At 31.5% G+C, this 26,353-nt stretch carries 23 protein-coding genes; 3 read left to right on the top strand and 20 right to left on the bottom strand.

The window, feature by feature from the left end:
* Nucleotides 1-190: 190 nt before the first annotated feature.
* From AB3G36_RS07160 to AB3G36_RS07070, 19 genes are all read right to left on the bottom strand, one after another.
* Entirely contained in the window at nucleotides 191-541 is a 351-nt protein-coding gene (locus tag AB3G36_RS07160; protein WP_367757393.1) for a GIY-YIG nuclease family protein, read from the bottom strand.
* Nucleotides 542-732: 191 nt separating this feature from the next.
* Complete coding sequence (locus AB3G36_RS07155; protein WP_367757905.1) at nucleotides 733-1,785, bottom strand: N-acetylneuraminate synthase family protein; 1,053 nt, start codon at nucleotides 1,783-1,785, stop codon at nucleotides 733-735.
* A gap of 144 nt (nucleotides 1,786-1,929) precedes the next feature.
* On the bottom strand, nucleotides 1,930-2,814 hold the full coding sequence (locus AB3G36_RS07150; protein WP_367757391.1) for a glycosyltransferase family 2 protein: 885 nt from the start codon (nucleotides 2,812-2,814) through the stop codon (nucleotides 1,930-1,932).
* Nucleotides 2,811-3,836, bottom strand: a complete 1,026-nt coding sequence (locus tag AB3G36_RS07145) for a glycosyltransferase family A protein (protein WP_367757389.1) — start codon at nucleotides 3,834-3,836, stop codon at nucleotides 2,811-2,813. Before AB3G36_RS07145 ends, AB3G36_RS07150 begins: the two co-directional genes overlap by 4 nt.
* Entirely contained in the window at nucleotides 3,837-4,775 is a 939-nt protein-coding gene (locus tag AB3G36_RS07140) for a glycosyltransferase family 2 protein (RefSeq protein ID WP_367757387.1), read from the bottom strand.
* Nucleotides 4,776-4,836: 61 nt separating this feature from the next.
* The gene (locus tag AB3G36_RS07135; RefSeq protein ID WP_367757385.1) at nucleotides 4,837-5,988 is read right to left on the bottom strand and encodes a glycosyltransferase; all 1,152 of its coding nucleotides are present in this window, start codon (nucleotides 5,986-5,988) and stop codon (nucleotides 4,837-4,839) included.
* The gene (locus AB3G36_RS07130) at nucleotides 5,985-6,689 is read right to left on the bottom strand and encodes a class I SAM-dependent methyltransferase (RefSeq protein ID WP_367757383.1); all 705 of its coding nucleotides are present in this window, start codon (nucleotides 6,687-6,689) and stop codon (nucleotides 5,985-5,987) included. The genes AB3G36_RS07135 and AB3G36_RS07130 overlap by 4 nt, the downstream gene beginning before the upstream one ends.
* An 85-nt stretch (nucleotides 6,690-6,774) precedes the next feature.
* Nucleotides 6,775-7,668, bottom strand: a complete 894-nt coding sequence (locus AB3G36_RS07125; protein WP_367757381.1) for a glycosyltransferase family A protein — start codon at nucleotides 7,666-7,668, stop codon at nucleotides 6,775-6,777.
* Nucleotides 7,669-7,670: 2 nt separating this feature from the next.
* Nucleotides 7,671-8,510 carry a glycosyltransferase family 2 protein gene (locus AB3G36_RS07120; protein WP_367757379.1) on the bottom strand — a complete coding sequence of 280 codons (840 nt, stop codon included), beginning with the start codon at nucleotides 8,508-8,510 and terminating at the stop codon, nucleotides 7,671-7,673.
* Entirely contained in the window at nucleotides 8,511-9,296 is a 786-nt protein-coding gene (locus AB3G36_RS07115) for a glycosyltransferase family 2 protein (RefSeq protein WP_367757377.1), read from the bottom strand.
* 9 nt (nucleotides 9,297-9,305) lie between these two features.
* Nucleotides 9,306-10,451 (bottom strand): glycosyltransferase family 4 protein, encoded by a 1,146-nt coding sequence (locus tag AB3G36_RS07110; RefSeq protein ID WP_367757375.1) that lies wholly within the window; start codon nucleotides 10,449-10,451, stop codon nucleotides 9,306-9,308.
* Nucleotides 10,430-11,323 (bottom strand): SDR family oxidoreductase, encoded by an 894-nt coding sequence (locus AB3G36_RS07105; RefSeq protein WP_367757373.1) that lies wholly within the window; start codon nucleotides 11,321-11,323, stop codon nucleotides 10,430-10,432. Before AB3G36_RS07105 ends, AB3G36_RS07110 begins: the two co-directional genes overlap by 22 nt.
* 108 nt (nucleotides 11,324-11,431) lie before the next feature.
* Complete coding sequence (locus tag AB3G36_RS07100; RefSeq protein ID WP_367757371.1) at nucleotides 11,432-12,586, bottom strand: glycosyltransferase family 4 protein; 1,155 nt, start codon at nucleotides 12,584-12,586, stop codon at nucleotides 11,432-11,434.
* Between the two features lie 92 nt (nucleotides 12,587-12,678).
* Nucleotides 12,679-13,272 carry a DapH/DapD/GlmU-related protein gene (locus AB3G36_RS07095; RefSeq protein ID WP_367757369.1) on the bottom strand — a complete coding sequence of 198 codons (594 nt, stop codon included), beginning with the start codon at nucleotides 13,270-13,272 and terminating at the stop codon, nucleotides 12,679-12,681.
* Between the two features lie 109 nt (nucleotides 13,273-13,381).
* Complete coding sequence (locus tag AB3G36_RS07090; protein WP_367757367.1) at nucleotides 13,382-14,305, bottom strand: glycosyltransferase family 2 protein; 924 nt, start codon at nucleotides 14,303-14,305, stop codon at nucleotides 13,382-13,384.
* A gap of 10 nt (nucleotides 14,306-14,315) precedes the next feature.
* Complete coding sequence (locus tag AB3G36_RS07085; protein ID WP_367757365.1) at nucleotides 14,316-15,095, bottom strand: class I SAM-dependent methyltransferase; 780 nt, start codon at nucleotides 15,093-15,095, stop codon at nucleotides 14,316-14,318.
* A gap of 10 nt (nucleotides 15,096-15,105) precedes the next feature.
* Nucleotides 15,106-15,744 carry a CmcI family methyltransferase gene (locus AB3G36_RS07080; protein WP_367757363.1) on the bottom strand — a complete coding sequence of 213 codons (639 nt, stop codon included), beginning with the start codon at nucleotides 15,742-15,744 and terminating at the stop codon, nucleotides 15,106-15,108.
* A complete protein-coding gene (locus AB3G36_RS07075) occupies nucleotides 15,737-17,047 on the bottom strand; it encodes a polysaccharide ABC transporter ATP-binding protein (protein ID WP_367757361.1) in 1,311 nt (436 codons plus the stop codon). The genes AB3G36_RS07080 and AB3G36_RS07075 overlap by 8 nt, the downstream gene beginning before the upstream one ends.
* A gap of 84 nt (nucleotides 17,048-17,131) precedes the next feature.
* Entirely contained in the window at nucleotides 17,132-18,001 is an 870-nt protein-coding gene (locus tag AB3G36_RS07070) for an ABC transporter permease (RefSeq protein WP_367757360.1), read from the bottom strand.
* A gap of 802 nt (nucleotides 18,002-18,803) precedes the next feature.
* Between AB3G36_RS07070 and AB3G36_RS07065 the strand changes: the two genes are divergently transcribed.
* Together AB3G36_RS07065 and AB3G36_RS07060 are read left to right on the top strand one after the other, a co-directional pair.
* Nucleotides 18,804-19,322: a hypothetical protein gene (locus AB3G36_RS07065; RefSeq protein ID WP_367757358.1), complete on the top strand. Its 519-nt coding sequence runs from the start codon at nucleotides 18,804-18,806 to the stop codon at nucleotides 19,320-19,322.
* Nucleotides 19,323-19,364: 42 nt separating this feature from the next.
* Nucleotides 19,365-21,542, top strand: a complete 2,178-nt coding sequence (locus tag AB3G36_RS07060; RefSeq protein ID WP_367757356.1) for a TonB-dependent receptor family protein — start codon at nucleotides 19,365-19,367, stop codon at nucleotides 21,540-21,542.
* 933 nt (nucleotides 21,543-22,475) lie between these two features.
* Here the strand turns inward: AB3G36_RS07060 and AB3G36_RS07055 are convergent.
* On the bottom strand, nucleotides 22,476-22,697 hold the full coding sequence (locus tag AB3G36_RS07055) for a helix-turn-helix domain-containing protein (RefSeq protein WP_367757354.1): 222 nt from the start codon (nucleotides 22,695-22,697) through the stop codon (nucleotides 22,476-22,478).
* A 602-nt stretch (nucleotides 22,698-23,299) separates the two neighbouring features.
* Between AB3G36_RS07055 and AB3G36_RS07050 the strand changes: the two genes are divergently transcribed.
* Complete coding sequence (locus AB3G36_RS07050) at nucleotides 23,300-26,335, top strand: SusC/RagA family TonB-linked outer membrane protein (protein ID WP_367757352.1); 3,036 nt, start codon at nucleotides 23,300-23,302, stop codon at nucleotides 26,333-26,335.
* The last annotated feature ends 18 nt before the right edge of the window (nucleotides 26,336-26,353 follow it).

The following is a 26,353-nucleotide window of genomic DNA, read 5'->3' as shown; positions in this document are numbered from 1 at the left end:
TTTTACCTAAGGTATAAAGGTCTTTCGTTTGACAAAACACTTCGACAAGCTCAGTGAGACAACTCATAGTCATATATATCTAAATTTACAATTGTCCGTCTGAGCTTGTCGAAGTTATTTTATTTTGTAAATCACTCTGACAAGTTCAGTATTACAATGCAAAACAAAATGCCAATTATGAAAACATCTGTCAGTCTGAGCTTGTCGAAGGCATGTCATCCTGAGCTTGTCGAAGGACGTCTTTCCCAAACTCAGTATAGTTTTTGGAATATTGCACTAGCTTATCCCAATCTTCATTGATCAGGGCTTCTTTCTTCCTTCTACTCCATCCTTTAATCTTTTTCTCTACCATAATGGCTTGTGTAGGATCGGTGAAAGATTCAAACCAAACTAATGCAACCGGGCGTCTGGAGTAAGTATAACCATTTGATTTTAAGCCGCTATTGTGCTCGTATAATCTCCTATCAACACTATTAGTTATCCCAGTATAATAGGAATTATCTCTACATTTAACAATATAAACATAATAAAGTCTCATCATTTTGATATTGATTTAAATGTAAATAGGTAAGCATCAAAACAGTTCGACTAGCATAAACGATCACTTGTCAGACTGAGTAACGACCACCTTGCGTTTATATCGAAGGGTCAAAGACCTTCTCCAGCTATAAACACTTCGGTTCATAAACAAAACGCTTCGACAGGCTCAGCGGGACAACACCTAATTCTATATCAAATATCCTCTTTATTTACATGTGTCAGACTGAGCTTGTCGAAGTCCCCCTCATTCAAAAAATCCCATTGATTTAAATCTCGATTCAAAACCATCCCGATAACCTCCTGAAATCGCAGGGCGTCAATCCCAAACCCTTTTGGTTTCTTCGCTTCTAAGTCATCAAAAGTAATAACATGATTTTTAGGTAATTTTTTATTTACTGCTAATGATTTTTCAAAAATTTGTTTGAGTTCAGAAAAATGAGAATTGTTATTTTTATCAATAGGGTTTGACAAGGCGATTGCAACATTTTTAACTGCTACAACTAATGCTGCGGTTTCTTCAATGGTTAATGATGATTTACTATCTGGCCCAAAAAGTTTCCTATCAAAAACAACATGAAATTCAAGAATACTCGCTCCCATAGCGGTAGCTGCAATACAAGTTTCCATGCGGGCAGAATGATCTGAAAAACCTACAGCTACCTTGTATCTTTCTTTTAGTTCTTGAATTACATTCAGACCATAGTGTTCTGGCATAGTAGGATAGGTAGTCGTGCATTGCAAAATAGAAAAATTAACCTGTCGCTCTTTCAGGAAATCGACAGTTTGATCTAATTCGGCATACGAACTCATGCCCGAAGACAAAATCACCGGTTTACCAGTTTGTGCAATTTTCTCCAAAATTAAGAAATTAGTCACCTCACCGGAACCTATTTTATACTGTGTGACTCCAATTTCTTCAAGCCAATCTACTGCCAAATTACTAAAAGGGGAACATATAAAATCGAGTCCTACAGCATCACAATGTTGCTTTATACCTCTCCATTGATCTAAAGAAAAACCCATTCGTTTCCAATATTCAAACCGAGTTTCATCCTCCATAGAAAATTTTACTCGAAAAGGTTCGTGTTCACTGCTTTCTGCCTCAGCAATATGCAGTTGAAACTTTACTGCGTGAACACCAGTTTTGGCAATCGCATCGATATACGAATATAAAATACCTAAACTGCCCTCGTGTGCCTGACCAATTTCAGCTATAATATAGGGTGATGGTTTTTTTAAAAACATATTGAGTATTGATGGATTGTGCATTTTATTTTTTACTAACAAAAGTACTTTTTTTATGAGTAATAAAGTGAGTTCATAAGTATTTTAAAAAGTCAACTAATGGACTAATAAATGCAATAAAAACTAAAGTTGTAATAAAACAAACTAAAACTTTGGACTAGGAAGACTGCTAATCTTTTTTAAGACTTTGGCCTCCACAGGATTTCTATATTTGATTAATCGAGGTAAATAAAACAGTATAATTAGCATCGTTTTAAAATAAATTTTAAAAAACACCCAGTCTCTGAACGCATATTTTATAAAATTATGCCAAAACAATCTTGTAATTTTTATAAATGGAAAAGGATAGTAAACGAGATAATAATAAGTGACATTTTTTAGTTGTTTTTCAAATCTAAAATAATTCCCTCCTGCTTTTATTCGCAACTCCATGTTGACACGGTGATTCACAGCGATTCTATTGGTGTAAAGGATATCATATCCTTTTGCTATAACTTCAATGGAAAGACAAGATTCTTCTCCATAAATGTCAACCCAAACGGGAAAACCATTGGTAGACTTATATACTTCATTTCTAATGGCAAAACCACAACCAACAAATTCATTACAAAAATACTCTTCCAAAAAGTGTTTTTTTAATACTAATGCTTCGATATCCGAATTAAAAACACCTTTTATTTCCTGAAAAGCAAGAATACCAACATTAGGATTCTGCTCGAAAAGAGTTTTGGTTAGCGTTATAAAATCCGTTTGCAAAGGATGTGCATCATCATCTAAACCAATCAGAAATTCTCCTTTAGCTTTAGGATAGAGTGCATTTCTGGCAGCTGAAGCCCCAATTGATTTTTCAGAAACTTCCCATGTCACCCATTCAAATTGAGTTTTCAAAAATTCAGATCCGTCACTACAGCCATCAAGAAAAACTAACACCTCATGGATTAAAACATCAATTAAATTTTTTATTTTGTTTAAAGTAAAAACTAATTCTTCCTTTCTGTTTTTTGACACAATGAGTATAGAAATTTTCATTTTGGAATAATATTATTGAAATTATTTACCATTGATTTTGGTAATTTTTTCCATTTATAAAACAACTTCAGAGCTGAGTCGTTTAATAAAACCTTAGTAAACATTATATTCTTTAATTTAAACTTAAAAGTGCTAGTTAATTTATGTTTAGTAAAATTGGAATCAATTTCAATCCATTCATTCTTATCATGTTTACTTTCAAACATCCAATCTTCATAAACATTCCCCATGTGATAGGCATAATTATCGTATGTAGTGACTCTCCAATAATCATATTTCAGTGGCATCATATCAAGATATTCTTCAGAACCTCCTCCTAATTTATAATTTAAATATAATTTCAATTCATTGAACATTTGTTTTTTGTAGGTTGCTACAAAATGCCCAGAACCTACAAAAACCTTAATCTCATTTTTTTCTAATCCTAAACTGAATTTAAGGTAATCCTTATTATAGCTTTTATCCCAGCCAATACTATCATAAAATCGAATCAAACCTTTAGTTGAATTGATTGGAATAAATTTTAGATTTTTATTAAACAAATTGTCAAGAATAATGTTTCCACACTTATTTTTAAACATATTAAATTGTGGCACAATACCCACTACGCCAGCTTTTGGGAATGCTCGAAATACTTTCGTTGTTTCATTTTGCCAATTATCTAAAAACAACACATCTGCATCTGTAATAGTAACCAATTCTATATTATTTCCAGCTAAACCTTTTAAAATTGCATTTAGCTTCCCAATATTTTGAACATGAATTACTTCATGTATTTTATTTTGTTCTAATAACTCGTTCAAATATTCTTTCACAAAACTACCACTACCATTATTTACAATTGTAATAAATGTTTTATTATGAATTGTTGCAAATAACGACGATATACAAAGTTTGAAAATCGAAAAACTATCCTTAAAGTATTCATCCTGATTTGGTATATAGACGGGTATAATAATCTGATGTAAATATTCAGATTCTTCTTGTTGTTGGTCTTTATGTGGATTGAAGCCTACGCGCATTTAGTATTTAAAAATATTTTTTAATTTTAACTTCACCCTCTTATTTAATTTACTCAATTTATATGACAAATTATCTTTCTTTCTTTGATTAACAAAAAACAATTTATTTTGTTTAATTAATATTGGATAACTCCTTTTTAATTCTTCATAAACGAACCATTTTTTTTTATCCAAATAGGAAGAATTTAATGAACAATATTTTGTGTTGTATAATACTTCAATAACTTTCCAACTATTCAAGAGACTCATTGCTTTTTGCAAAGAATTAAGTATACTTAAATTATCACCAGTCTTTTGCCTGTGACGAATATAAGTGTCATTGCTGAAAATAATTTTAGTGGAGTTATGAATAATTCTAAAAAAAAACTCGCCATCATCATTTAAAGTCAAATTTTCATTCCAATGACCAGAAAAATCAATTAAATCTTTACTTATCAAAAAACTTTCAGGAGCATAATACCCTCCAATTTCCCCTATTAACTCAAAATATTCTTTTGAATTATTAAAATCTCTATAATCCTTTCTATCAAAATCTAAAACAATAGCATCATTTACCTCTTTGAAATTAGTAGTTATACAAACAGATATTACTTTTCCATTCTTATTTTTTAAAGATTCTATTTGCTTCTCTAATTTATTGCTTGCTAAAATATCATCCGAATCTAAAAACTGAATATATTCCCCCCTGGCTATTTGAAGTCCTAGATTTTTTGAAACACTGGCCCCTTGCTGCAATTCTATAGGTTTAGAAATTGTTATAAATCTATTATCTCTATTTGAATATTCTTTGAGAATAACATTTGTCTCATCAGTAGACCTATCATCAATAATAATACACTCCCAATTGACATAAGTTTGTTCTAAAACACTATCAAGCGTTTCGCTTATTAGGGTTTCACGATTGTACGAAGGTACAATTATGGAAATTAATGGGTTCATAATTTAAGTTAATAAGCTAAATGTATACCGTTTAATTTTTTGGATATTAAAATTCAAACTATTATTTACTAATAAAGTCACAATCCATTTTTGAATAGATTTTTTCAATTTTTAATTGATTGTAATTATAATTTAGTCTTTGTTCAGCGATTTCATTATTGAGTATCATCGCCTGCTTTACTAATTTTAAATTAGTCAAAGCAAAAATAATTTTTTCATTAATTTCATCTATATCATTGGGATCATTAATAAGTAATCCATTTTTGTTGTTTTCAATTATTTCAGCAGAAGCATCACCAGGATTAGATTGTATTGGAAAAGCCTGCATAATTATCGCTTCTAACAGCGTATTTGGCATTCCATCAGAAATACTATTTCCAATATATAATATAGATCTACCCATCAATTTAATCAATTCCATTTGAGATAAATCATGTCTCCCAAAAGTCTTAAATGGTAATTTATTAAAATCAATAAAATCAATAACTTCTTGATGGGCTCCAAAAACAACTACTTCATAATTGATATAAATTTCATTAGCATATTGTAGTGCTTTTACGACATTCAATCCTCTTCCAAATAAATGTTCATACCCTTTTATCAAGATTATTTTTCTATCTTCAAATGGGAGAGTATACTTTTTATAATAGGCTAAATCATAACCTCCACCTGTAGGAATTACACCAAAAAATCTGCTCTTAAAACCTAATACTTTTGCAATCTTAAAATCCCGCTCACAATCCGTATGCAAAAAATCAATTCTTGCCAGCATACTTTTTATTGTTTTAAGATCCTTTGGAATTTCTCTATTATAATACAAATCATTACCCCAGCAAGAGTACAACCATTTAATATTTCTGTTTTTAATCATTGTTTTTAAAATGGGATAACTACAGGTATGCATTTCAAAACTGTGAATAAGATCTGGTTGAATTTCTTGAATAATTTTATCTAAATATTCATTTGCTGTAACCTCAAAGTAAGGTTTTAGTAAATTATATAAATTCGAATAATTTTTTCTTAAAAAGTACTCTCCTTTTATATATGGAATCTTTCTCTTTTTCCAATTAGTAAATTGGTGCACTTTAGTAATCGTATTTAATGCTCCATTATTAGTGACATCAAAAAAATATAATTCATGAGGGCTATCTTTAAGATTTTCAATCCAACGAATTGCGTGGATGGAATGCATGGAAACAAAAAGAATTTTCATAAATTAGATTTAGTAATAGTACCAGATAATCCAACTGTCATTGTTGATTTATTAAAATTTAGCGGAGCTTTATCTTTTAAATACAAATACTTAATTATCGGTTTTCCTACAACTCTCATTATTATTTTTTTATTTCCCCACAAATATTTATTTATCCATAAACCAAACATTTGTGCCATTGCAGCATTATAACCACCCATAGGTTTAATTTTAATATTGGTAAAACCATTTTTTCTAAAAATTTCTTCTAGAGCATAAGGTGTATATCTATAATAATCATATGGAACTTCATGAAATGACATCAAAAAAGGGACCGTAAAAAAGAAAATACCACTTGGCTTTAAAACTCTTTTAACCTCTAGTAAATACAAATCTGGATTGAGCACGTGTTCTAAAACTTCAGTTGATAAAACTACATCAAAAGTATCATTATCGAAAGGCATTGTAATTCCATCCCAAAGAAAATCTGGTTGAACATTTTCATAACTGAGTCCTGATTCAATATCTAAACCTATATAACTTGTTATTTTTTTATTCTTAAGGATTATTTCTTTATAAGGCATAACACCACAACCTGAATCTAATAATTTTCCTTCAAATGATGGAATTACGATTGAAATTGCCTTTAAAATTTCATTTCTAATAACAAAACTATCAAGATTATGTACCGATAAGCTAAAGTTTGTAAACTGATTTGGCATTCAAATTTAATTTTAAAAAAAGTAATATTAGGTTTTAAACATTCAAAAAAAAATCCATCATAAATTTATTATTAAAAGCTATAATTTAATTTAACATAAACCTTCTAAAACATTTAGTAAGCTGAAACAAATCGAAATTGATTGTATAAATATAAAATAATTCAAACCACTCACTATATTTCAGCTTTCTATTCTTTCTTATTGCAATCTCATAATACAGTAACAATTCTGTTCTTTGATTTTTTTTAAATAAATTGAATTTATTTAAAATACTTTTTTTCATGAAACAAATAGAAGCAATATTTTTTAAATTTTCATCCTCATTATTTCCAGAAATACTTCGATCAGAAAATCTAATAAACACATTACTATCATTTATAGTAAATATAGGTTGGCTATTCGAAAAATCCAACCAAGCTGCATCATCACTGTGCCAAGCCAAGGGAAAATCATGAAATCCATATTTCAAATAAGAAAATTTAGAAAATACATATTCTGATAACGTACTCCTTGTCAATCCCTTAAATCGCCTATAATAGGAATCAGTCGCTTTCTCCCATACCGGATGTGTAAAGGAATCACTTATAATTCCGTCCAATTTCATATTTACAGACTTTGAAGCAAATCTAATTACATTCGATTTATTATTAAACACTTCATGATTTTCATACCAAGAAGCAACAACAGTTGATTCTAAATAATCATCATCTCCTAATATCATTATCCATTCTTCACTTTCTATTCTAGCAATACAGCGTTCCCATTGTTTTACTAAAGATGTACTTCCAAAATTACTATCAAAAAGATGATATACAAAATCAAATTGTCCTTGAAATTTCTCCAATATATGAGTAGGATTTTCTGGACTGGCATCATCTCCAATATATACTTTAAAACGCTTATCAGTTTGATTTGCCAATGACAGTAATGTTTCTTCGAAAAAAAATAGTTTATAATAAGGGATAACTATAGCTAGCATTATTATTTCTTTATTTTATACAATCCAAAAACAGAAAAACCAAAAAAAGTAGTACAAAAAGCATCAATTACAAATTTCTCACTTTTTAAATTTTCAGAACATTTTTTATTGCTGTCTATAACTTCATTTAGCTCCATAAAAGACCCCAATTGTTTAACAAAGAAATCAGCATGTTTTAAACTCATATATTCGTTCATATTTTTTGTCTTTGTTCCATCTAATTGTCTCTGTCTAGATACCTGTTTTATCCTATAATAAAATTGTACTGTATCTAAACAAAAAACGGTTCCTCCATCTTTTAAAATTGAAATCCAAAATTCCCAATCCTCAATACCATGAATCATATTTATATCATAGCCACCTACTAGCTCCCAATCCTTTTTTCTAAATAATGCAGAACAAAAAATCATATTTAACCTTGCCAAATCTTGAATTGAAAAGGGGGGTAAGTTCCAAGGACCACTCTTTTCGCCAAAATATTCAGCTTTACAGTATACTAATTTTAATGTACTATCCTTTTCGAATGCCTTTATTGCAAAATTAATATAATTACTCCCAATTTTATCATCAGCATCTAGTGGCAAAACAAACTCCCCAACCGCGTGAGTTATCCCTAAATTTCTAGCACTGCCAACTCCTCCATTCTCTTTAAAAAAATAGTGAAATCTCGAATCTTTTAGGACCCAATTTTTAGCAATTTCTTCCGTATTATCAGGACTTCCATCGTTTACAATAATGCATTCCCAATTTTGATAGGTTTGATCAAATACGGATTGCAATGCTTCATCTAAGTATTGTACTTGATTGTAACATGGAACAATTATGGATACTATACTATTCATTTAAAACTTATTTAATATTCCCAATTTTATCAACATATTTATTTTGGTTGATTGTCTAAGATTTGAAATTAAATTTCTTATTGCTAATAGTTCATGGTTATCTTCAATAAAAGCAGGGAATTCCGCTTTTAAAATTCGCTGCTTTTCCTCAAAAATTAAATCTTTATTTTGAGGATCAGAACTTAAACCGTCAAAATGAAAAATTGACAAAGTCTCATTTATTCTTAGATAGGAACAATTAAATTTACATATACTTTCCACAAAAAATTTCCAATCGGAAACAATTTTTAAACTTTCATCGTACATTCCTATTTTTCTAAATAAAGAAGCTTTAATAAAAGTTGCGGGATGAGGTAAGGTATCTTTTGAAAAGTAGGAGAATGATAATTGATCTGGATATTTTTTTAATAATACCTTGTTATTATCAATAACATTAAGGTTAAAGTAAATAATATCTTGTACTGTTATTAATTTAAAATTTTGTTCTAGTATTGTATCACTAATCAAATGATCCCCACTATTCAAAAACAATAAATACTCTCCAGTAGCTTTAAGAATACCTTTATTCATCGCATTATAAATGCCGTTATCAGGTTCACTTAACCAATAATGTATATACCCACTTTGACTCTTAATATAAGCGGTACTCCCATCTGTAGAACCACCATCAATAACAATGTATTCAAACTCTTTACAAGTTTGGTTCAACACACTCTCCACAGTTCTTTTAAGCCCTGCTAGGTTATTGTAGTTTATCGTTATGATAGAAATTTTTTTATTCATCATTAAGACACCTTAATTATTATTAATAATTTGACTTAGATTTACTGCAAAGTTTTTAATATTATTTGAGTAATCTAAATCATATTTGAGCTTACCAATAGGGTTATTAATAACCTCAACCATTTTCTCTGCCAAAGCATTATAATTAAATGGTGCAAAATAATAGGCCTTATCTTCCAGTTGCTCTTGATGAACTGCTATATCAGAAACAATTAATGTTTGATTTAATGCTTTTGCGTCTTCTATAACCGTACTCCAGCCTTCAAATAAAGACGGTTGAATTATAGCCTCTGCATTTTTCATCAATAGCAACTGATCCATTCTATCAATAAACCCAAGAAAAACAATTTCCTTTTCTAACTGATAATCTACCACTTTTTGCTTCAAATTTGTAGTGTAGTCTGGATTTCTATAATCATATTCTTTTCCTGTAAAAACAACTTTTACAGCAATTCCTTTCTCTTTTAGGATTTTAACCGCTTCAATAATTGCGATTTGATTTTTGTGTTGCCAAAATTGATTAGGCGAAAAAAAATAACTCCCTTCAACACCATATTTAAATTTCACTTCATTAACATCTTCTTGCTTTAATTTAGGATGCACAACTGCAAATTGTATTACTTTTTTACTGTTTTTAGAATGAGGGTAAAAAGAATTAAAATCGTTTAAAGCTGCTTGACTACTAAAAACTATAGGATAATTTAAAACTATCATATTTTCACAACATTGATTCCGGCGTTTCACTTCTTCCAGAGAAAAAAAATCAGGCAAGAATTTCTCCTGTAAATCCGGTATCCAAAAGATCAAATTATTGATGTGCTTTAAATTTTCAGGGATATGATAAAGCGGAAAAATCCAGTCTAGATTGACCTTCCTTTCAACAATTTTCTTATTAAAAATTTTTAATGAGACTTTATTTATTACCCTTTCAATTTTATTATAATTTAACGGATACTCCAAAAACTTTAAGTGAGAATAACCCGTTTGCTTTTTTAATTCCTGAAAAGAAACTTTACTAGCACTTAGAATACTCAATTCATTTTTTTTATTTTCAGGAAGAAAATTCAGAGACCTAATCAAGTTTTGAATATAATAGGCACCTCCAATCCAATTTTCATTATAATTGTAAATAATCCCTATGCGTTTTCCTTTAACCATTCAGCATATTTTTTTAAGCCTAAATATAAATTAAACTGAGGTTTAAACCCTTTTCCTTTAAGGATTCCCATATCAGAAAGCCAGTTATTAGGGTCTCCCAATTTTACCTCTCCGTTGAATATTATTTCCTTATCAGGTGAAAATGAATTAAAAAAAACTTGTGCCGCCTCAGCTATTGTAGTTTCAACATTACTGGCAACATTATAAATGGAACCATGAAAAGCAGATTCTTGAATCACTAAATCAATAATTTGTATAAGATCATCAATATAAATAAAATCTCTTGTTTCGTTTCCTGTTCCAAATAATGATATCACATCACTTTGAATTGATTTTTGATATAAATCCCAAAACAGTTGTTTTTTTAGTCGAGGACCATAAGCCGAAAAAACGCGTAAACTACATGTTTTCAAACCAAAAAACTTATGATACTCCGTTAACAATAATTCACTTTGTAGTTTATGAAACCCATAAGGTGACAACGGTTTACAGTTACTATTTTCTTTAATGGGCAAAGTTTGTGGATTACCATAAACAGCCGCACTTGAAAAATTGATAAACTTGCAATTGTTATTATAATCCCTAATAGCGACTAACATTTTTTGAACATTAATCACATTCAATTCAAAATCTTTCGAAGGATTCTCAAATGAAAAACCTACATGAGCAGAACCTGAAGCATTGATACAAACATCAAATTGATGTTCTTTAAAAATTAATGAAAAATCAGAATTTTGGCGTTCAATTTTATAAAAATTTTTATCCGTTGACTCGTTGACATCGGCTTGATATACATCAAAACATTTGGATTGAAAAAAATCAACGCAGTGACTTCCTATAAATCCTTTCGAACCAATGATAAGTATTTTCATTTTAAAAATCATTTAATTATCCGCAACTTTATTTATAAATTTAATTTTTAAATTCTTTTCTATTCCTTTAAATAAACCCATGATTTTGCACATAAAAATTATTTGTTATCATAGCTGTTTATTTACAAAATGATAAAATATCCTTACAAACTTAAAATTAAAATACTTTTTTACATTATTTTTTAATTTTAAATATCGTAATTTCTTTAGCTTTTTATAGTTCTTATACAAACTAAAATAGTGATTCGATTGCTTTTTAATATCATATTCTTGAAAAATCTTTTTGGAGCAAGCAATGCTCCTTTTTTTTAATTCATTTCGATTTTTAGACAGAAACTCAATTTTATCTGCAACCGAAATTACATCCCCTTTCTCTACTACAAAACCAATATCTGACGTTATAACACTTTTTATCCCTTCACTAAAATTATAAACGATAGGAACACATCCCACACTCATTGATTCAAGTAATGAAACTGGCAATCCATCAAGTGACGATGGCAGAACATAAACATCAGTCATTTTTAAAGCTTCTATCACATCTTCAGTAGTTTTTGGGAGTAAGAATTTAAAATTATCTTTTGATTTTACTTCCTTGATAAAATTTTGTTTTTCCTCTCCGTCACCAAAAATAATCCATTCTACTTCTATATTACGTTTCTTGAGTTCATCATCAATTTTTGGTAAATCATAAATCCCTTTAAGTTTAACATGTCGAGCTAAAAAAACTAATCTTAATTTATTATTTAAATTATGATTTCTTTCAAAATGCTGAACAATTACACCATGAGGGATGAAATGTATATCTTTCTTTCTATTTGGCAATAGTCCACATATCTCTTCATATACAGTTATATTATGAGTAATGATAACATCTATTATAAAATTATACTTTTTAGCCAAATAAATATAGGCATCATCTTGACAAATAAAAAAAATTGTCTTTTTTTTTCTTTTATACGTATTTAGAGTTGCTAATTCTGTGTCAAAGTTAGTAATAACAACCCCTTCTTTTTCTGATATTAATTTTTCAAGTCTTGATGAAACCTCGTTACTAGGTTCCTCAGAAAATTCAAAAACAATATTATTTTCATCCAATGCGACATCATCACTTCTCTTCGCATGCCAATGTAATGGGTTAAGATAAATACATTTAATATCAAAAAAGTTATCAGGTCGATTATCTATCATATTTCTATGAAAACTTGCCCCACCACCCATTAAATAGATACTAAAAACGAGTAGTTCTGGTTTAGATTGCATTTATTATTTTTAAATTATAAAACATATTTTATTAAGGATAATACATTGAAACATATCTTTCTTTTTAAGCCCTATTAACATAAGCTTAATTATTACGGTAATGCCTTTTTTATAAATACAGCGGGATTACCAGCCACAACTGTATAAGGCTCTACATTTTTCGTTACCACACTACCAGCACCTACTATCGCACCTTCTCCAATAGTGACTCCTTTTAATATTATAGATTTAGCACCGATCCACGAACCAGCACAAATTTTTATTGGTTTACATTGCACATATTCCCACTGTTGTATTCCTCTATCCTTCCAGTCAGCACAATCTTTTTTTCTGATTTTTCTACTTAAATTATGATTGTCTGAATCCTGAATTAAGCAATCTGTTGCAATTAAGACATCATCTTCAATAATAATTTCTATAGTCGAGAAAAGCGTTGAATTTCCAATAAAGACATTATTACCTATACTGATTTTTGCTGTTGCTGTTTCCGTTGAAATATTACCATAAATAAAGCAATCATTCCCAATGTGAATCGCAGATTTTTCAGGATATTTGACAGTAATTTTCGCTTTATTATTTGTGTTTTTACCTACAGTCAAACCCAATATTGTGTCCTCTTTTGTTTTCTCTTCAACAAAAAAGTATTGATATATAAGTTTTAATATTTTTTTAATTAAGTCTTTCATTAGCAAGCCATTTTAAATTATAAACAAGAATAGTGTAGTTATTCAACTTTTCATAATACTCTTTACATTCCAGAAATAAAACCTACTAACTTCTATTTTCTAAAATATATTAAGTAATTGATGAATCAATTAATTTTTCTTTTAAGATTCTTACAATTTGCTTAGTGTTTTTTTTAAAGCTAATGTACTGATACAATTTAATTTGGATAAAAATTAATAATCTAATATCATTTGACTTTAAAACTATACTATAAATATGGTTCGCCATGGCTTGATACATGAACTTTTTCCAATTATTTATAATAATCGGATTTAAAAATGTCGAAGCATCGACAGCAATACTATCTATAAAATCTAATTCCTTTATTTGAAGTTTTATATCTCTAATAAAAGTTGTATTCTCTTTATGAATTCTCCATGTAGATGAAATAGAAGGTAAATAAACAACTCTTCCACGCAAATATAATCTAAAAAGGGATTCAGAATCTGACCCCATTGAAGGGTGTCTATAAAAATCCAATTCACAGGCAAGCATTTTATTATAAATTGAAGTTTGATGATTTGCTAAAAACTGAGGGACTTTAAAAACATCTTTACCTTCAAATATATGATTAGTTTCTGCAATCTTTAGCTCTTTATTAAAATTATCTTTTTCGTAAAAAAAATTAATTCCAGCACCTACTACTACTATTTTTTCGTCTTTATTAAAAAAAGAAATTGCTTTACTAATATGTGTCATATCAATAAAGAAGTCATCTCCATCCAGCATTATAACATATTTACCATTAGATAAGTCATAAAGTAACCTCCTATAGTTTTTTACTCTACCAATATTTTTATCATTTTTAAAGTATGTGAAATTTTCAAAATTTACATACTTTTCAAGAACATTCTTAGTATCATCATTTAAGCTGTCATCAGATACTATAATTTCTATGTTACTATAATCTTGATTCAAAGCACTTTCTACAGCTTGTAAAATATACTTTGATTGATTATAAGTAGCAATCATTACTGTTACTAATGGAAACATATTTTAATTTTTATCTGTTTTGTTTTTTCTCGCAGACAAACATTTGAAAACCTGACTTAATATCGGCTAAATCATATTGCTTCTCACACTTCTCAAAAGGTATTTTATTTCTAGATTTAAAATTTTTAATTTTTAATTTTTTTAAAATTTTATCAAAAAAAGATTGTTTTTTTAAGTCACTAAAAAGAACAATATCTTGAAAATAAACTTCATTTACAATAAAATATTTACTAATAAGTTTATGAAAATCAATATAATTCCATTCAATTACATGATGAGGATTATATGGTTTTGTTGTAGTTATATTAACAATAGGCGTTGATATAATTAAAATACCTTTTTTTAGTAAAACTTGTTCAATATTACTTAAATATTTTTCGTAATCAGCAATGTGTTCTACTGTTTCGAAACTTGTAATAACATCATATTTTTCGGTAAATTTATATTCAGTAGCATCACCAACAACTCTAGAAATATTTTCATGTTTATATCTATAATTAGAATATCTTACAGCTTCCTCACTTATATCAAGACCAAATACTTTTTTTGCATTTCCTTCAACTGCCAAAAGATATGAACCATAACCACATCCTGAAGCTACATCTAAAACTACTTTATCTTTTACAATTTCTACTGCAAATTTATATCTTCTTAAATGTTCTTCCTCAACTTGTTCTAGCATAAAACCATAAATCCAACGCTCACAACCTTTATAGCATAGAATTTCCGAAAGTGCATTTATCTCTAATCTCTGACAAAATAATTCTTCTAAAACATCTGTTTTAATCATAATAAAAAATTTATTTAACTTTTTTCAGATAACCATTTACATTGAAAGTTGCATTTATTCCAAACATATCACACCATTTTCTTTCTACAATATACTCTTGATGATTCGGCAAAAATTCTCTTATTGCTTTTAATGGTCCACCCAAATATTCTCGTTCTAACCCTAATTCGTTAATAATACCATCTTCAATTATAAAGTATGAATCTTTAGAAACAATACTGTGAAATTTATTTAAAATCCCTAATGAATCTTTATAAGTATGTGATGCATCTTCAATAATTAATATTTTTTCAAATTCTTTAGTCAGTTTTAAATCATAATTTTCCCAACCTTCAGTAAAAAAATTAATTCGTTTATGATTTTTAACTTTTTCATCAACCTGATCCAATATATCAATTGTATGTAAAACTCCTTTTCCGTTACTATCCAATAAATCTGCAATATAAAGTGCTCCTCCTCCAATATTAGTACCAATTTCTATAACTAAATCAGGTTTTACTTCGAATATAATCATTTGATAAATCACATAATCAAAAGGGCATTTTATTGCTGTTACACCTTTATAAGTAATATTATGATGTCCTTTATCAATTGATTGAATTGATATTTTAACTTTTTCTTCTGTAGGAATTCTATTAATTTTAAACATTTTTTAAAGATATAATTTTTGAGTTCCACTTCATTAGTGGTCGAACTACTCCTGGCAATTCTCCAACATAATCACCTCTAGTGGGGCTATATTGTTTATTATCTATCATATTGAAAGCTATGGTATCTTTTTCATGAAAATGAACGACAAATGGATCATGAGTAACTATAGCAACCCCTACCAAAACTACCCCCTCCGATAGTAAGTTTTCTGGTATCCAAACTGTTGTTTCATAAATTCCGCTTTGTTTAAAATGATAATAATTATCAGTATTATTTTCATGAGAATCAAAAATATTAACACCACTACTATTATAAAAATTAAATGCTGAATGAATTTTATAACCACTTTCAATAACCTGATACTGCACTGTTACGCCAACAGATTCTGTCACTTGAAAATTTTCCTGTATCTCATATTGCAAATTATGAACTTTGGCTTCCAGAATTTTCACGATATTACAATTTTTTAATTTCCCTTCCCATTTTTTCATAGCAGTGGTACCAAAATCAAGTCTTAAATATGAATCAATTACCTTATTTGTTGAGCCATAATCTACAATTAATCCATTCCTCATTAAAGCAACTTTTGTACATAAACGCATTATAGAATCCATATTATGACTCACAAACAATACAGTCCTTCCGCCACCTCTAGAAATATCCTGCATTTTACCAATCGCTTTTTTCTGGAACTCCGCATCACCCACTGCTAATACCTCATCTACAATCAAAATATCTGGTTCTAGAAATGCAGCTACGGCAAAAGCCAAACGCACATACATACCGCTGCTGTAACGCTTTACTGGAGTGTCAATGTAGCGTTCACAACCTGAGAAATCAATAATTTCGTCGATTTTAGAAGTAATCTCTTTCTTGGTCATCCCAAGAATAGCACCATTAAGAAATATATTTTCACGTCCAGTCATTTCACCATTAAACCCAGTACCTACTTCGAGCAAAGAAGCCACGCGACCTCCAAACTTTATACTGCCTGTGGTAGGTGCAGTAACTCGAGATAGTATTTTTAATAAGGTAGATTTCCCTGCACCATTCTTGCCTATTATACCTAAAATCTCACCACGCTCTACTTCAAAATTAATGTCCTGTAACGCCCAGACATAGTCACTTTCCCCTTTTGTAGAACGATCATTAGTGTCTCCAATTTTTAAATACGGGTTTTCCTTGCCACGAACCTGATGCCACCATCGGTTCAAGTCGTGACTCAGCGTACCAGTACCTACCTGTCCTAGGCGGTATTGCTTTGAGATGTTTTCGGCTTTTAATATAATGTCTTTTTTCAAAGTTGAAATAGTTTAATCGTGTAATTGTTTATTTGGTTAATCGTGTAATCACCAATTTCAATAATAATAATAATAATAATAAATTTAAACCGTATCAATAAAACTCTTCTCCGTCCTGTTAAATACCAATATCCCCACTAAAAAAACAACTATAGTTACCACAAAAGTATAACCCAATCCCCAAATAGAAATATGTCCTACATTCAATAACATATAACGGGTTGTTTCAATTATATAAGCCAGTGGATTATATTGTACAAGCCAAGAATACTCTGGCATTTTTGCTGCAACCAATGCCATAGGATAAACTACCGCTGACACATACATCAGTAATTGCACCCCAAAACCAATTAGGTAACTAAAGTCTCTGTATTTGGTCACCAAAGAGGAAATAAACATACCTAATCCTAAACCCAGAATCCCCATTACTATAATTAATATTGGAAATAAAATACTGATTCCATTTAAACTAATGGCCGCTCCTTGGAAATAATAGTATAAATAAAAAGCGATAAATATTAAAAATTGAATCCCAAATTTCAATAAATTAGAAATTACAATGGACATAGGAACAATGATTCGTGGGAAATACACTTTCCCAAAAATTCCCGCATTAGCACCAAAAGTGTTCGAAGTCCCCGTAAGACAGGCAGTGAAATAATTCCAAACCGTAATACCTGCTAAATTGAACAGAAATGGAGGTACGGTACCCGTGTCAATCCCCGCCAAATTGTTAAATATAATAGTAAAAGTAATCGAAGTAAACAACGGTTGTATTAAATACCAAAGTGGCCCTAAAACGGTTTGTTTGTAAACCGTAACCACATCTCTTTTTACAAAAAGTAGCAGCAAATCACGATACTGCCAAACTTCCTTAAGATTGAGCGTGAAGAATTTGTTTTTTGGTGTTATTTCAAACAGCCAAGTGGTATTTGTATTTTCTGGATGATTCATTAGTGTATACTAAATCGTAGTTTTTGGTTTTGTCTTATCAAACGCGGTCGAGAGATGGAACAAATATAAATAATATCTAATTGGTATATCCTTAAAAACAGCATCTTATCCTATTTATTTCCGAATAACATTTGCATCATAATGACTGTGAAAAATTATAATAAATGCAAAAAACCGAAACTTCCAGACACGCTCCGCGGCTCTAACTGACAGTATGAGTCAAGGCCCATTTAGCAGTAAGAGTGGTTTTTTTACGAATATACTATTCCTTTATAAATTACAGCAATAATTAACAAATTAAAGAAAACTTTCGTAAATCAGAAATGGTTTTTTCTTTTTTCAACCTGATCTTTCATAACTGACAATTGAAAACTCCTAAACCCGCCCTTAAATAAAAAGCGTAAGAAAACAACGATGAAGTGAAGTGGCAGCAGTCCGCGAGTTGAGGACGAAGGACGAACGGCTCGGGCTGTGGAACGGCGCTTCAAGGTAGTTTTCAAGCTTTTTATTTTCAGGCTTGATTTTTTGTTTCTTTTGCATCAAGGCAAATTCTTTTGCATCAAGGCATAAGAAAAAAACTTTCATGAAAATCGACTCACCCGATAGCACTAATTTACTAAGCAAAAAGGACTTTTAGCAATGCTAATTTGGATTATTTTTCTCTGTCAAAATAAAATCCAGTCCTAAAAAAAATTAAAATTCACACTATTTACAAACACTGTTGATATTTAGTCTAAATAAATTTGCCGATTCAAATATGGAATTTTATATTTGCGCAGTTATTTTTAATTATTCTAAATAAATGAGAAGGAAATACTTTTTAATTGGATGTATTGCAGTGATAACACTATCTAGCTGTACTGATGATTCCCAATATAAGTCTGTGGTTAGCAATAAAATTGCAATTACAAAATTAATTTTATTTGATAGTAATCTATCTAAACTCATACGGCAAGCAGGCGCTTCTTATCATGCCGCTCAAACTGATTTTAGTGACCTATTGCACCCAGAGCTGACAGAAGGAGCTCTAACAGGAAGATTCTCAAGTATCAATTCTTCAAGGGTAGCTCACAATGTATTTGCACCTGAACATATTTACAATTCAACCGATCAACCATCATTCCGAAATATAGCACTTTCGGCACCTTACTTTCATAACGGTTCTTTTAAAACTGTAAAAGAGATCATTCCTTTTTATAATGTTCGAGATATAAGTCCATATGAATGCCCAGAACCTGAAGTATTTGACAACATAAACAAAACAGAATTAGGGAATTTTAAAATTTCCTTAGAAAAGAATCATTACTCGAACAATTACTAATCATTACCAAAAATAATCTTTTTATAATCTACAAATAACAACATGAATTTCAATAAAATAATAATTATAACGGCATTCGCTTTAATAAGCAATCAATTTATAAAAGCACAAGTAAAAACCGAGAATACACTAAAAGAAGTAATAATTAAAGGATTTAAAACGGTTAATGGAATTGGCCATTTACCTAATACTAAGGATGGGATTATTTATGCCGGTAAAAAAAGTGAAATTATCCTTGTAGATAGTCTGGATGCTAATAAAGCAGTCAATAATACCCGACAAATCCTTGGAAGAATTCCCGGACTGAATATTGTTGAGACAGAAAGCAGTGGATTCACTGCCAATGGGATAGCAACCCGCGGTCTTAATCCGTCACAAAGTGTAGAAATGAATACGCGACAAAATGGATACAACATTAGCGCTGATATATATGGTTACAATGAATCGTACTACATTCCACCTATGGAAGCAGTGAGTCGCATCGAAATGGTTAGAGGTGCTGCTTCCTTGCAATTTGGCTCTCAATTCGGTGGTTTAGTGAATTACGTCACCAAAGATGCTCCAAAAGACAAACCCTTCGAATTTATTACATCACAAACCATAGGTAGTTATGGGCTGTATAACTCTTTTAATTCTATTGGTGGAAACTATAATAAAATAAGTTACTATGGATTTTTACAATACCGTAACATGGATGGATATAGACCCAATAGCCAGCAAACGCAAGTTTCTGGATTTGGAAAAATACAATACAATCATTCGGATAAATTAAATTTTGGTGTAGAATATTCTTTGCTAAGAAATAAAATAAAAATGCCTGGAGGACTAACTGATAGTTTATTTTATGCCAATCCAAAAAGTTCAACCAGAACTAGAAACTGGCTAAAAAGTCCATGGAATATTATTACAGCCTACGCTAATTATACACCTAATGAAAACAGTACTTTAAGTGTAAAATCAACTTATTTATTTAGTGGACGTTCATTAGTTTGGAGAAATGAAGATGGAGGAGCCCAAGCCACAGATGATATAGATCTCGCAACAGGAGAATTTGTACCTAGAGAAGTAGGCATTGAAAAAATGCACAACACAACAACCGAAGTCCGTTATTCTCAAAATTATTCTTTAGGAAATCAAAAATCTACATTGGCAATTGGAGTACGTCAAAGTTATGCTTGGTTTAAGCGCCAAGGTGGCGGTGAAGGTACTACAAAAAGTGATTTTGACTTATCCATTACTGGCGATTGGGGATATGATTTAGATTTTACTACCACTAATTTGGCACCATTTGTAGAAAATATTTTTAAAGTATCTAAAAATTTCACTGTAACTCCTGGATTTCGATTAGAATATTTAAGAAGTACTTCAAAAGGACATAAAGAAGTAGAAGGTGACATTCAAATTACAAATGAAAATAGAAACAGAACTTTTGCATTAGCAGGGCTTGGATTAGAGTTAAAATCTGGAAGAAATACGAATGTATATGCCAATATCAGTCAAGCTTATCGCCCAATTGATTACAGCCAATTAGAACCTTTTGGAACAAGTTCAAAAATAGACCCCAACCTGAAAGATTCCAATGGATTCAATAGTGATTTAGGATATAGAGGAACCATAAGCAACTACCTTAATTTTGATATTGGCGGATTTTATATGGCGTATAACAAACGTATCGGACTAACATTAGCAACCAATCCAAATACTGGAGATTATTATTCTATCAGAAAAAATATTGCCAATAGTGTACACCAAGGAATCGAAAGTTATATCGAATTTAATATTCTAAAATACTGTAATTCACAATCTGATATTGGCTTAAGTATTTTCAACTCCTTTTCTTATGTAGATGCCAAATACACTACAGGAGAATTTAAAGGAAAAAGAGTCGAAGCAGCAGCCGAAACCATAAACCGTATAGGCTTAATTTTTAGCACTACTAAATTATCAACCACTTTACAATACAATTATGTTGGAGATGCTTTTGGAGATGCTTCAAATGCAATGACTAGCGAAGATCCAATTGCGGGTTACATCCCTTCGTATACAGTTTGGGACTGGAGCGCTTCCTATACTCTAAATAATTTTGCAATTAAATTTGGGGCTAATAACCTAACCGATAAAGCATACTTCACTCGTAGAACTGATGAATACCCAGGTCCAGGTATTATACCTGCTGTGGGACGAAGTTTCTACCTTGGATTTACTGCCAAATTTCAATAAACAAAATACCTATCTTTCTATTTCTAACCACACATATCTTTTTTGATAGGTGTGGTTTTTAATTTTAAAAGAGATCTTTTGATTCTTTAATCTCAATAAGAAAAGCACATGTTCAATTCCAACCTCCTCACACCGCCATTAAAGAAAAACCGTAAGAAAACAATGTTTGAAATTAAAAGGAGGACTGCCTGTGGCAGTCAGGTAGCAGCAGTCCGCGAGTTGAGGACGAAGGACGAACGGCTCGGGCTGTGGAACGGCGCTTCAAGGTAGTTTTCAAGCTTTTTATTTTCAGGCTTGATCTTTTGTTTCTTTTGCATCAAGGCAAATCGAAGATTCAGCGAACACCACTAACAAAAAAAGTACAGTGAGCTAAAAGAAAAAAAACTTCATGAAAACCGACTCACCTAGTTGCAAGAATTTGCAATCCATACCTACAAAAAACATCAAAACATCCAACTTCTACTACGCTCAATTGAGACAAAACGAAAATTTCACTAAATTTAGAGAATCCCTCTTTTATTATGAGAACAATTAATCCCTTTTTTATAGGCAGTACTCCCGGATGGGCAAGTATTCCATTTTAGCTATAAAATAAAAAAAGACACCTCTCAGCATCTTTTCACCCCTTTCCCCTACTCCTCCAACTATCATTTTTATCATAATCCCTCTTAAACTCATAAACCTTCCCTCTTATATAGGCTCCCAGCGGGACAATCACAATCACTATTAGTATCTCATACCATTCCATACCTCAAATATAGAAAGTATAGGATTTTCTTTTTTAGCAAGAAATCAAAAACTCCTTTTTTGACAACTAATAATCCCGAATTGACAAGTGCTACATATTGCTATAAAACAAAAAAAGACACCTCATCAGCATCTTTCTTATAGTGGTATTTGATTAAGATCAAACTTTATTTTTGGTCATTTCCTTTATTTATCTATCAACTTAAAAAACTCCGAAAGCTTTATATTTCTAGCCTCGCAAATTTTATTTAAAGTAAATAAGGTTATTGTATAATTTTTATCATTACAAATTCTGCGGGCTGTTTTTTCATCAATATTGTGATTTAATGCAAACTCAGTTTTTGCCTGAGTCTCACCAATCCACTCAGTGGAAACATAGTCGCATATTTTCCTATTTAAATCACCCATAAAAACAAAATAAGCCGTTAAAAATTAAATTATATCGGACAGTTGTCCGAATATGAAAAACATTTCCTATATTTGTTTTAGAATTAATATATTTGCGATTCTTCATATAAAATATTTGAAGCATTCGCTTTGAATCTCGTACTAGAAAATTGGCCTTTTCAAATTACCACGAGATGATAAGTACGATGCTCACGTCCCATGGCGTGGGCTCACTTATTTGTGGTAAGGTATGGCCAATACCTCTAGTGCAGTAAGCTGAGTTCCATGCCATTTTTTATGCCAATTATTTAGGCAAAACTCAACTTCTATTCTTAGCACTGCCTCTTCTTATTAGTCTCGCAATACCAATAATTATTGAATTAGTTGGGAAAGGCACTACCTGCGTTTGGCTGCAACAAACAACGGTAGTACGCTTTTCTTAAATAACCTTTAAAACCAATTGCCTATGCTATAAAAAACACAATCTCATGCAGGAAATAGTCACTTTTCGACACCCAGATTTAAACTTTAAATCAAAAAAAAAGGCCCTCTAACTCTTCTTGGCGGACGAATAGAGGACCATCGCTAACAAAACTAACGTTTCAATTAACTAACCCAATATTATGAAAAAAAATTCATTTTACAAGGGTGGATCGGCATTTTGGTACCTGATTATTATCGGGTTCTCATTATCCTATACCCCTGCTCTAGCCAACAAGCTACTGAGGCAAAACCACTCCTTACCGCAACAAATACAAATAAACGGTACCATTACGGATGGAATCAACCCCTTAACTGGTGTTACTATTTCCATAAAAGGAAAAGCAAAATCAACCGTTATTTCTGACTTTGATGGAAAATACACCATAGAAGCGAACCCAATTGATACGCTAGTGGTCACTTTCATAGGATTCAAAACGGCAACAATTTTCATAAACGGTCGTACAACTATCAACATACAATTACTGGAAGACATCACCTCCTTGCAAGAAGTCCGTGTCAACGCAGGCTACTACTCCGTTAAAGAAAGTGAACGCACAGGAAGTATTGCGAAAATCACTGCAAAGGATATAGAAAAACAACCTATAAATAATCCGTTAGCAGCAATGCAAGGAAGAATGTCTGGTGTAAATATTACACAAGCCACTGGAACACCAGGTGGTGGTTTTGATATTCAAATTAGAGGGATAAACAGCATTCGCACTGATGGAAATGCGCCGCTATATATTGTGGATGGAGTACCTTACAGTTCACAATCATTAGGCTCAGTAATGACATCGGGCAACATCTTGGCAGGATCAGCAAGTCCTCTCAACAATATAAACCCATCAGATATTGAGAGTATGGAAGTACTAAAAGATGCTGATGCTACCGCAATCTACGGTTCAAGAGGGTCCAACGGTGTCGTGCTCATAACAACCAAGAAAGGAAAACAAGGAAAAACCAAATTCGATATGAATACGTATTCCAGTTTTGGAAAACTAACTCGTACCATGGATTTACTAAATACAGCTCAATATTTATCCATGCGTAGGGAAGCATTTGCCAATGACGGAATTACAGACTATCCAGGGTACGCCTATGATGTAAATGGTACTTGGGATCAAAACCGTTACACCAATTGGCAAAAAGAATTACTGGGAGGTACTGCAAATACGAACAACATTCAAACTACAGTCTCTGGTGGAAATGCCGAAACTCAATTTTTGTTAAGTGGTACCTACCGTAACGAAACAACCGTTTTCCCTGGGGATGCAAAATATGAAAAATTGGCGTTTCACAACAGTCTAACGCATCGCTCCATTGACAATCATTTTAAAATGAGCTTTACAGCAGACTATGCTACTGATAAGAATACACTACCCGCAAACGACTTGATGTACCAAGCTACAATTCTGGCGCCAAATGCCCCAGCTCTATACGATGCCCAAGGAAACTTAAATTGGGAAAATGGCACTTGGAACAATCCGTTAAGCTATTTGGAAGGCAAATATGCAGCCAACACAACCAACCTAATTGCTAATACTGTTCTTTCGTACAACATACTGGAAAACTTGGAAATAAAAACAAATCTAGGGTACACAGACTATCACATCTCCGAAAATCGGACATTTCCTTCTACCATGTACAATCCAGCGTATGGACTGGGCAGTGAGGTTTCCACGCTTATTATAAACAATGCCAAACGTAGCTCTTGGATTATTGAACCTCAGATCAATTGGAAGAAAACGGTAGGCAATTCAGAATTAATGCTATTGGCAGGCACAACTTTCCAGAAGCAAACCGGGCAACAATTGGCACAAATCGGATCAGGTTTTGCAAGTAACAGTTTACTACACAATATAGCTGCAGCTTCCTATTTAACAATTACTGACGATCAGTTAACCATTTACAAATACCAAGCGTTCTTTGGTAGAATCAATTACAATTGGAAAAGTAAATACATCATTAACGTAACTGGAAGAAGAGATGGTTCCAGTCGTTTTGGCCCTGGCAATCGCTTTGCTAATTTCGGAGCTATAGGTGCAGCCTGGATATTCTCAAAGGAGGCGTTCATAAATAATAATAGTTTCTTAAGTTTCGGAAAATTACGCACCAGTTATGGTACCAGTGGAAATGACCAGATTGGTGATTACCAATTCTTAGACACTTATGAGATTACTGGCAACAATTACAATGGTACTATTGGGATAAAACCCACTCGTCTTTTCAATCCTTCCTTTGGATGGGAAACCAATAAAAAAAGAGAAGCCGCAATCGACCTAGGTTTTTTCAACGATCGTATTTTCTTAACTTCAGCCTATTTTTGCAACCGTTCTTCTAGTCAACTAGTGGGTGTACCGCAACCAGGAACTACAGGCTTTTCTTCTTTACAAGCCAATTTAAATGCAACAGTTCAAAATACAGGTTTAGAACTGGAATTGCGAACGGTCAATTTTAGAAAGACAGCGTTCAATTGGACGACTACATTAAACCTGACACTACCTAAAAACAAACTCTTGGAATTCCCTGATTTAGAGGGGTCTACTTACGCCAATTCGCTGGTAATTGGTAAATCATTGAGTATCCAAAAAACTTACCACTACACAGGAATTGATCCAGTTACAGGTGTTTATCAATTTGAGGACTACAATGGTGACGGAAAAATTACGGGACCAGAAGACCGCCAATGGATAGAAGACACAACCCCTCAATTATTTGGAGGATTGGGCAACCAACTCAGCTATAAAAATTGGGCACTGGATTTTCTATTTCAGGGCGTAAAACAAAAAGGGCGTAATTACTTATACACGGCTTCTTGGATAGGAGATTTCTCTAATCAGCCACAAGCGGTTTTGAATCACTGGCCACAAAATGGTACCGATGCCGAAATTCAGCAATATACAACAGGAGCTAATGCAGCAGCATTGGATGCCTATTTTTTATACAGCAACAGTAACGCAACCATAAGTGATGCTTCCTACATCCGATTGAAAAGCATCAGTATTTCATATACTATTCCAAAAGAAGTTACAAAAGGGGGGACAGCAAAAATCTATTTACAAGGACAAAACCTCCTCACATGGACCAAGTACAAAGGTGCCGATCCTGAAAATCAATCCGCTTTCTACTCCCCTCCTTTACGTCAATTTACTTTTGGACTAAACCTTAGCTTTTAAAAATCAATAAATATTGCG

Origin of the sequence: Flavobacterium sp. WC2430, from assembly GCF_040822075.1 — a bacterium.
Lineage (GTDB): Bacteria > Bacteroidota > Bacteroidia > Flavobacteriales > Flavobacteriaceae > Flavobacterium.
This window is presented reverse-complemented; position numbering and strand designations above follow the sequence as displayed.

What these genes read in the sequence shown, in the direction of transcription:
- AB3G36_RS07135 (WP_367757385.1), bottom strand. Translation starts at nt 5,988, where the DNA reads ATGAAAATTCTTTTTGTTTCCATGCATTCCATCCACGCAATTCGTTGG.
- AB3G36_RS07060 (WP_367757356.1), top strand. Translation starts at nt 19,365, where the DNA reads ATGAATTTCAATAAAATAATAATTATAACGGCATTCGCTTTAATAAGC.
- AB3G36_RS07070 (WP_367757360.1), bottom strand. Translation starts at nt 18,001, where the DNA reads ATGAATCATCCAGAAAATACAAATACCACTTGGCTGTTTGAAATAACA.
- AB3G36_RS07105 (WP_367757373.1), bottom strand. Translation starts at nt 11,323, where the DNA reads ATGAAAATACTTATCATTGGTTCGAAAGGATTTATAGGAAGTCACTGC.
- AB3G36_RS07090 (WP_367757367.1), bottom strand. Translation starts at nt 14,305, where the DNA reads ATGTTTCCATTAGTAACAGTAATGATTGCTACTTATAATCAATCAAAG.
- AB3G36_RS07125 (WP_367757381.1), bottom strand. Translation starts at nt 7,668, where the DNA reads ATGCTAGCTATAGTTATCCCTTATTATAAACTATTTTTTTTCGAAGAA.
- AB3G36_RS07065 (WP_367757358.1), top strand. Translation starts at nt 18,804, where the DNA reads ATGAGAAGGAAATACTTTTTAATTGGATGTATTGCAGTGATAACACTA.
- AB3G36_RS07130 (WP_367757383.1), bottom strand. Translation starts at nt 6,689, where the DNA reads ATGCCAAATCAGTTTACAAACTTTAGCTTATCGGTACATAATCTTGAT.
- AB3G36_RS07160 (WP_367757393.1), bottom strand. Translation starts at nt 541, where the DNA reads ATGATGAGACTTTATTATGTTTATATTGTTAAATGTAGAGATAATTCC.
- AB3G36_RS07150 (WP_367757391.1), bottom strand. Translation starts at nt 2,814, where the DNA reads ATGAAAATTTCTATACTCATTGTGTCAAAAAACAGAAAGGAAGAATTA.
- AB3G36_RS07085 (WP_367757365.1), bottom strand. Translation starts at nt 15,095, where the DNA reads ATGATTAAAACAGATGTTTTAGAAGAATTATTTTGTCAGAGATTAGAG.
- AB3G36_RS07155 (WP_367757905.1), bottom strand. Translation starts at nt 1,785, where the DNA reads ATGTTTTTAAAAAAACCATCACCCTATATTATAGCTGAAATTGGTCAG.
- AB3G36_RS07055 (WP_367757354.1), bottom strand. Translation starts at nt 22,697, where the DNA reads ATGGGTGATTTAAATAGGAAAATATGCGACTATGTTTCCACTGAGTGG.
- AB3G36_RS07115 (WP_367757377.1), bottom strand. Translation starts at nt 9,296, where the DNA reads ATGATGAATAAAAAAATTTCTATCATAACGATAAACTACAATAACCTA.
- AB3G36_RS07100 (WP_367757371.1), bottom strand. Translation starts at nt 12,586, where the DNA reads ATGCAATCTAAACCAGAACTACTCGTTTTTAGTATCTATTTAATGGGT.
- AB3G36_RS07080 (WP_367757363.1), bottom strand. Translation starts at nt 15,744, where the DNA reads ATGTTTAAAATTAATAGAATTCCTACAGAAGAAAAAGTTAAAATATCA.
- AB3G36_RS07095 (WP_367757369.1), bottom strand. Translation starts at nt 13,272, where the DNA reads ATGAAAGACTTAATTAAAAAAATATTAAAACTTATATATCAATACTTT.
- AB3G36_RS07110 (WP_367757375.1), bottom strand. Translation starts at nt 10,451, where the DNA reads ATGGTTAAAGGAAAACGCATAGGGATTATTTACAATTATAATGAAAAT.
- AB3G36_RS07145 (WP_367757389.1), bottom strand. Translation starts at nt 3,836, where the DNA reads ATGCGCGTAGGCTTCAATCCACATAAAGACCAACAACAAGAAGAATCT.
- AB3G36_RS07050 (WP_367757352.1), top strand. Translation starts at nt 23,300, where the DNA reads ATGAAAAAAAATTCATTTTACAAGGGTGGATCGGCATTTTGGTACCTG.
- AB3G36_RS07140 (WP_367757387.1), bottom strand. Translation starts at nt 4,775, where the DNA reads ATGAACCCATTAATTTCCATAATTGTACCTTCGTACAATCGTGAAACC.
- AB3G36_RS07120 (WP_367757379.1), bottom strand. Translation starts at nt 8,510, where the DNA reads ATGAATAGTATAGTATCCATAATTGTTCCATGTTACAATCAAGTACAA.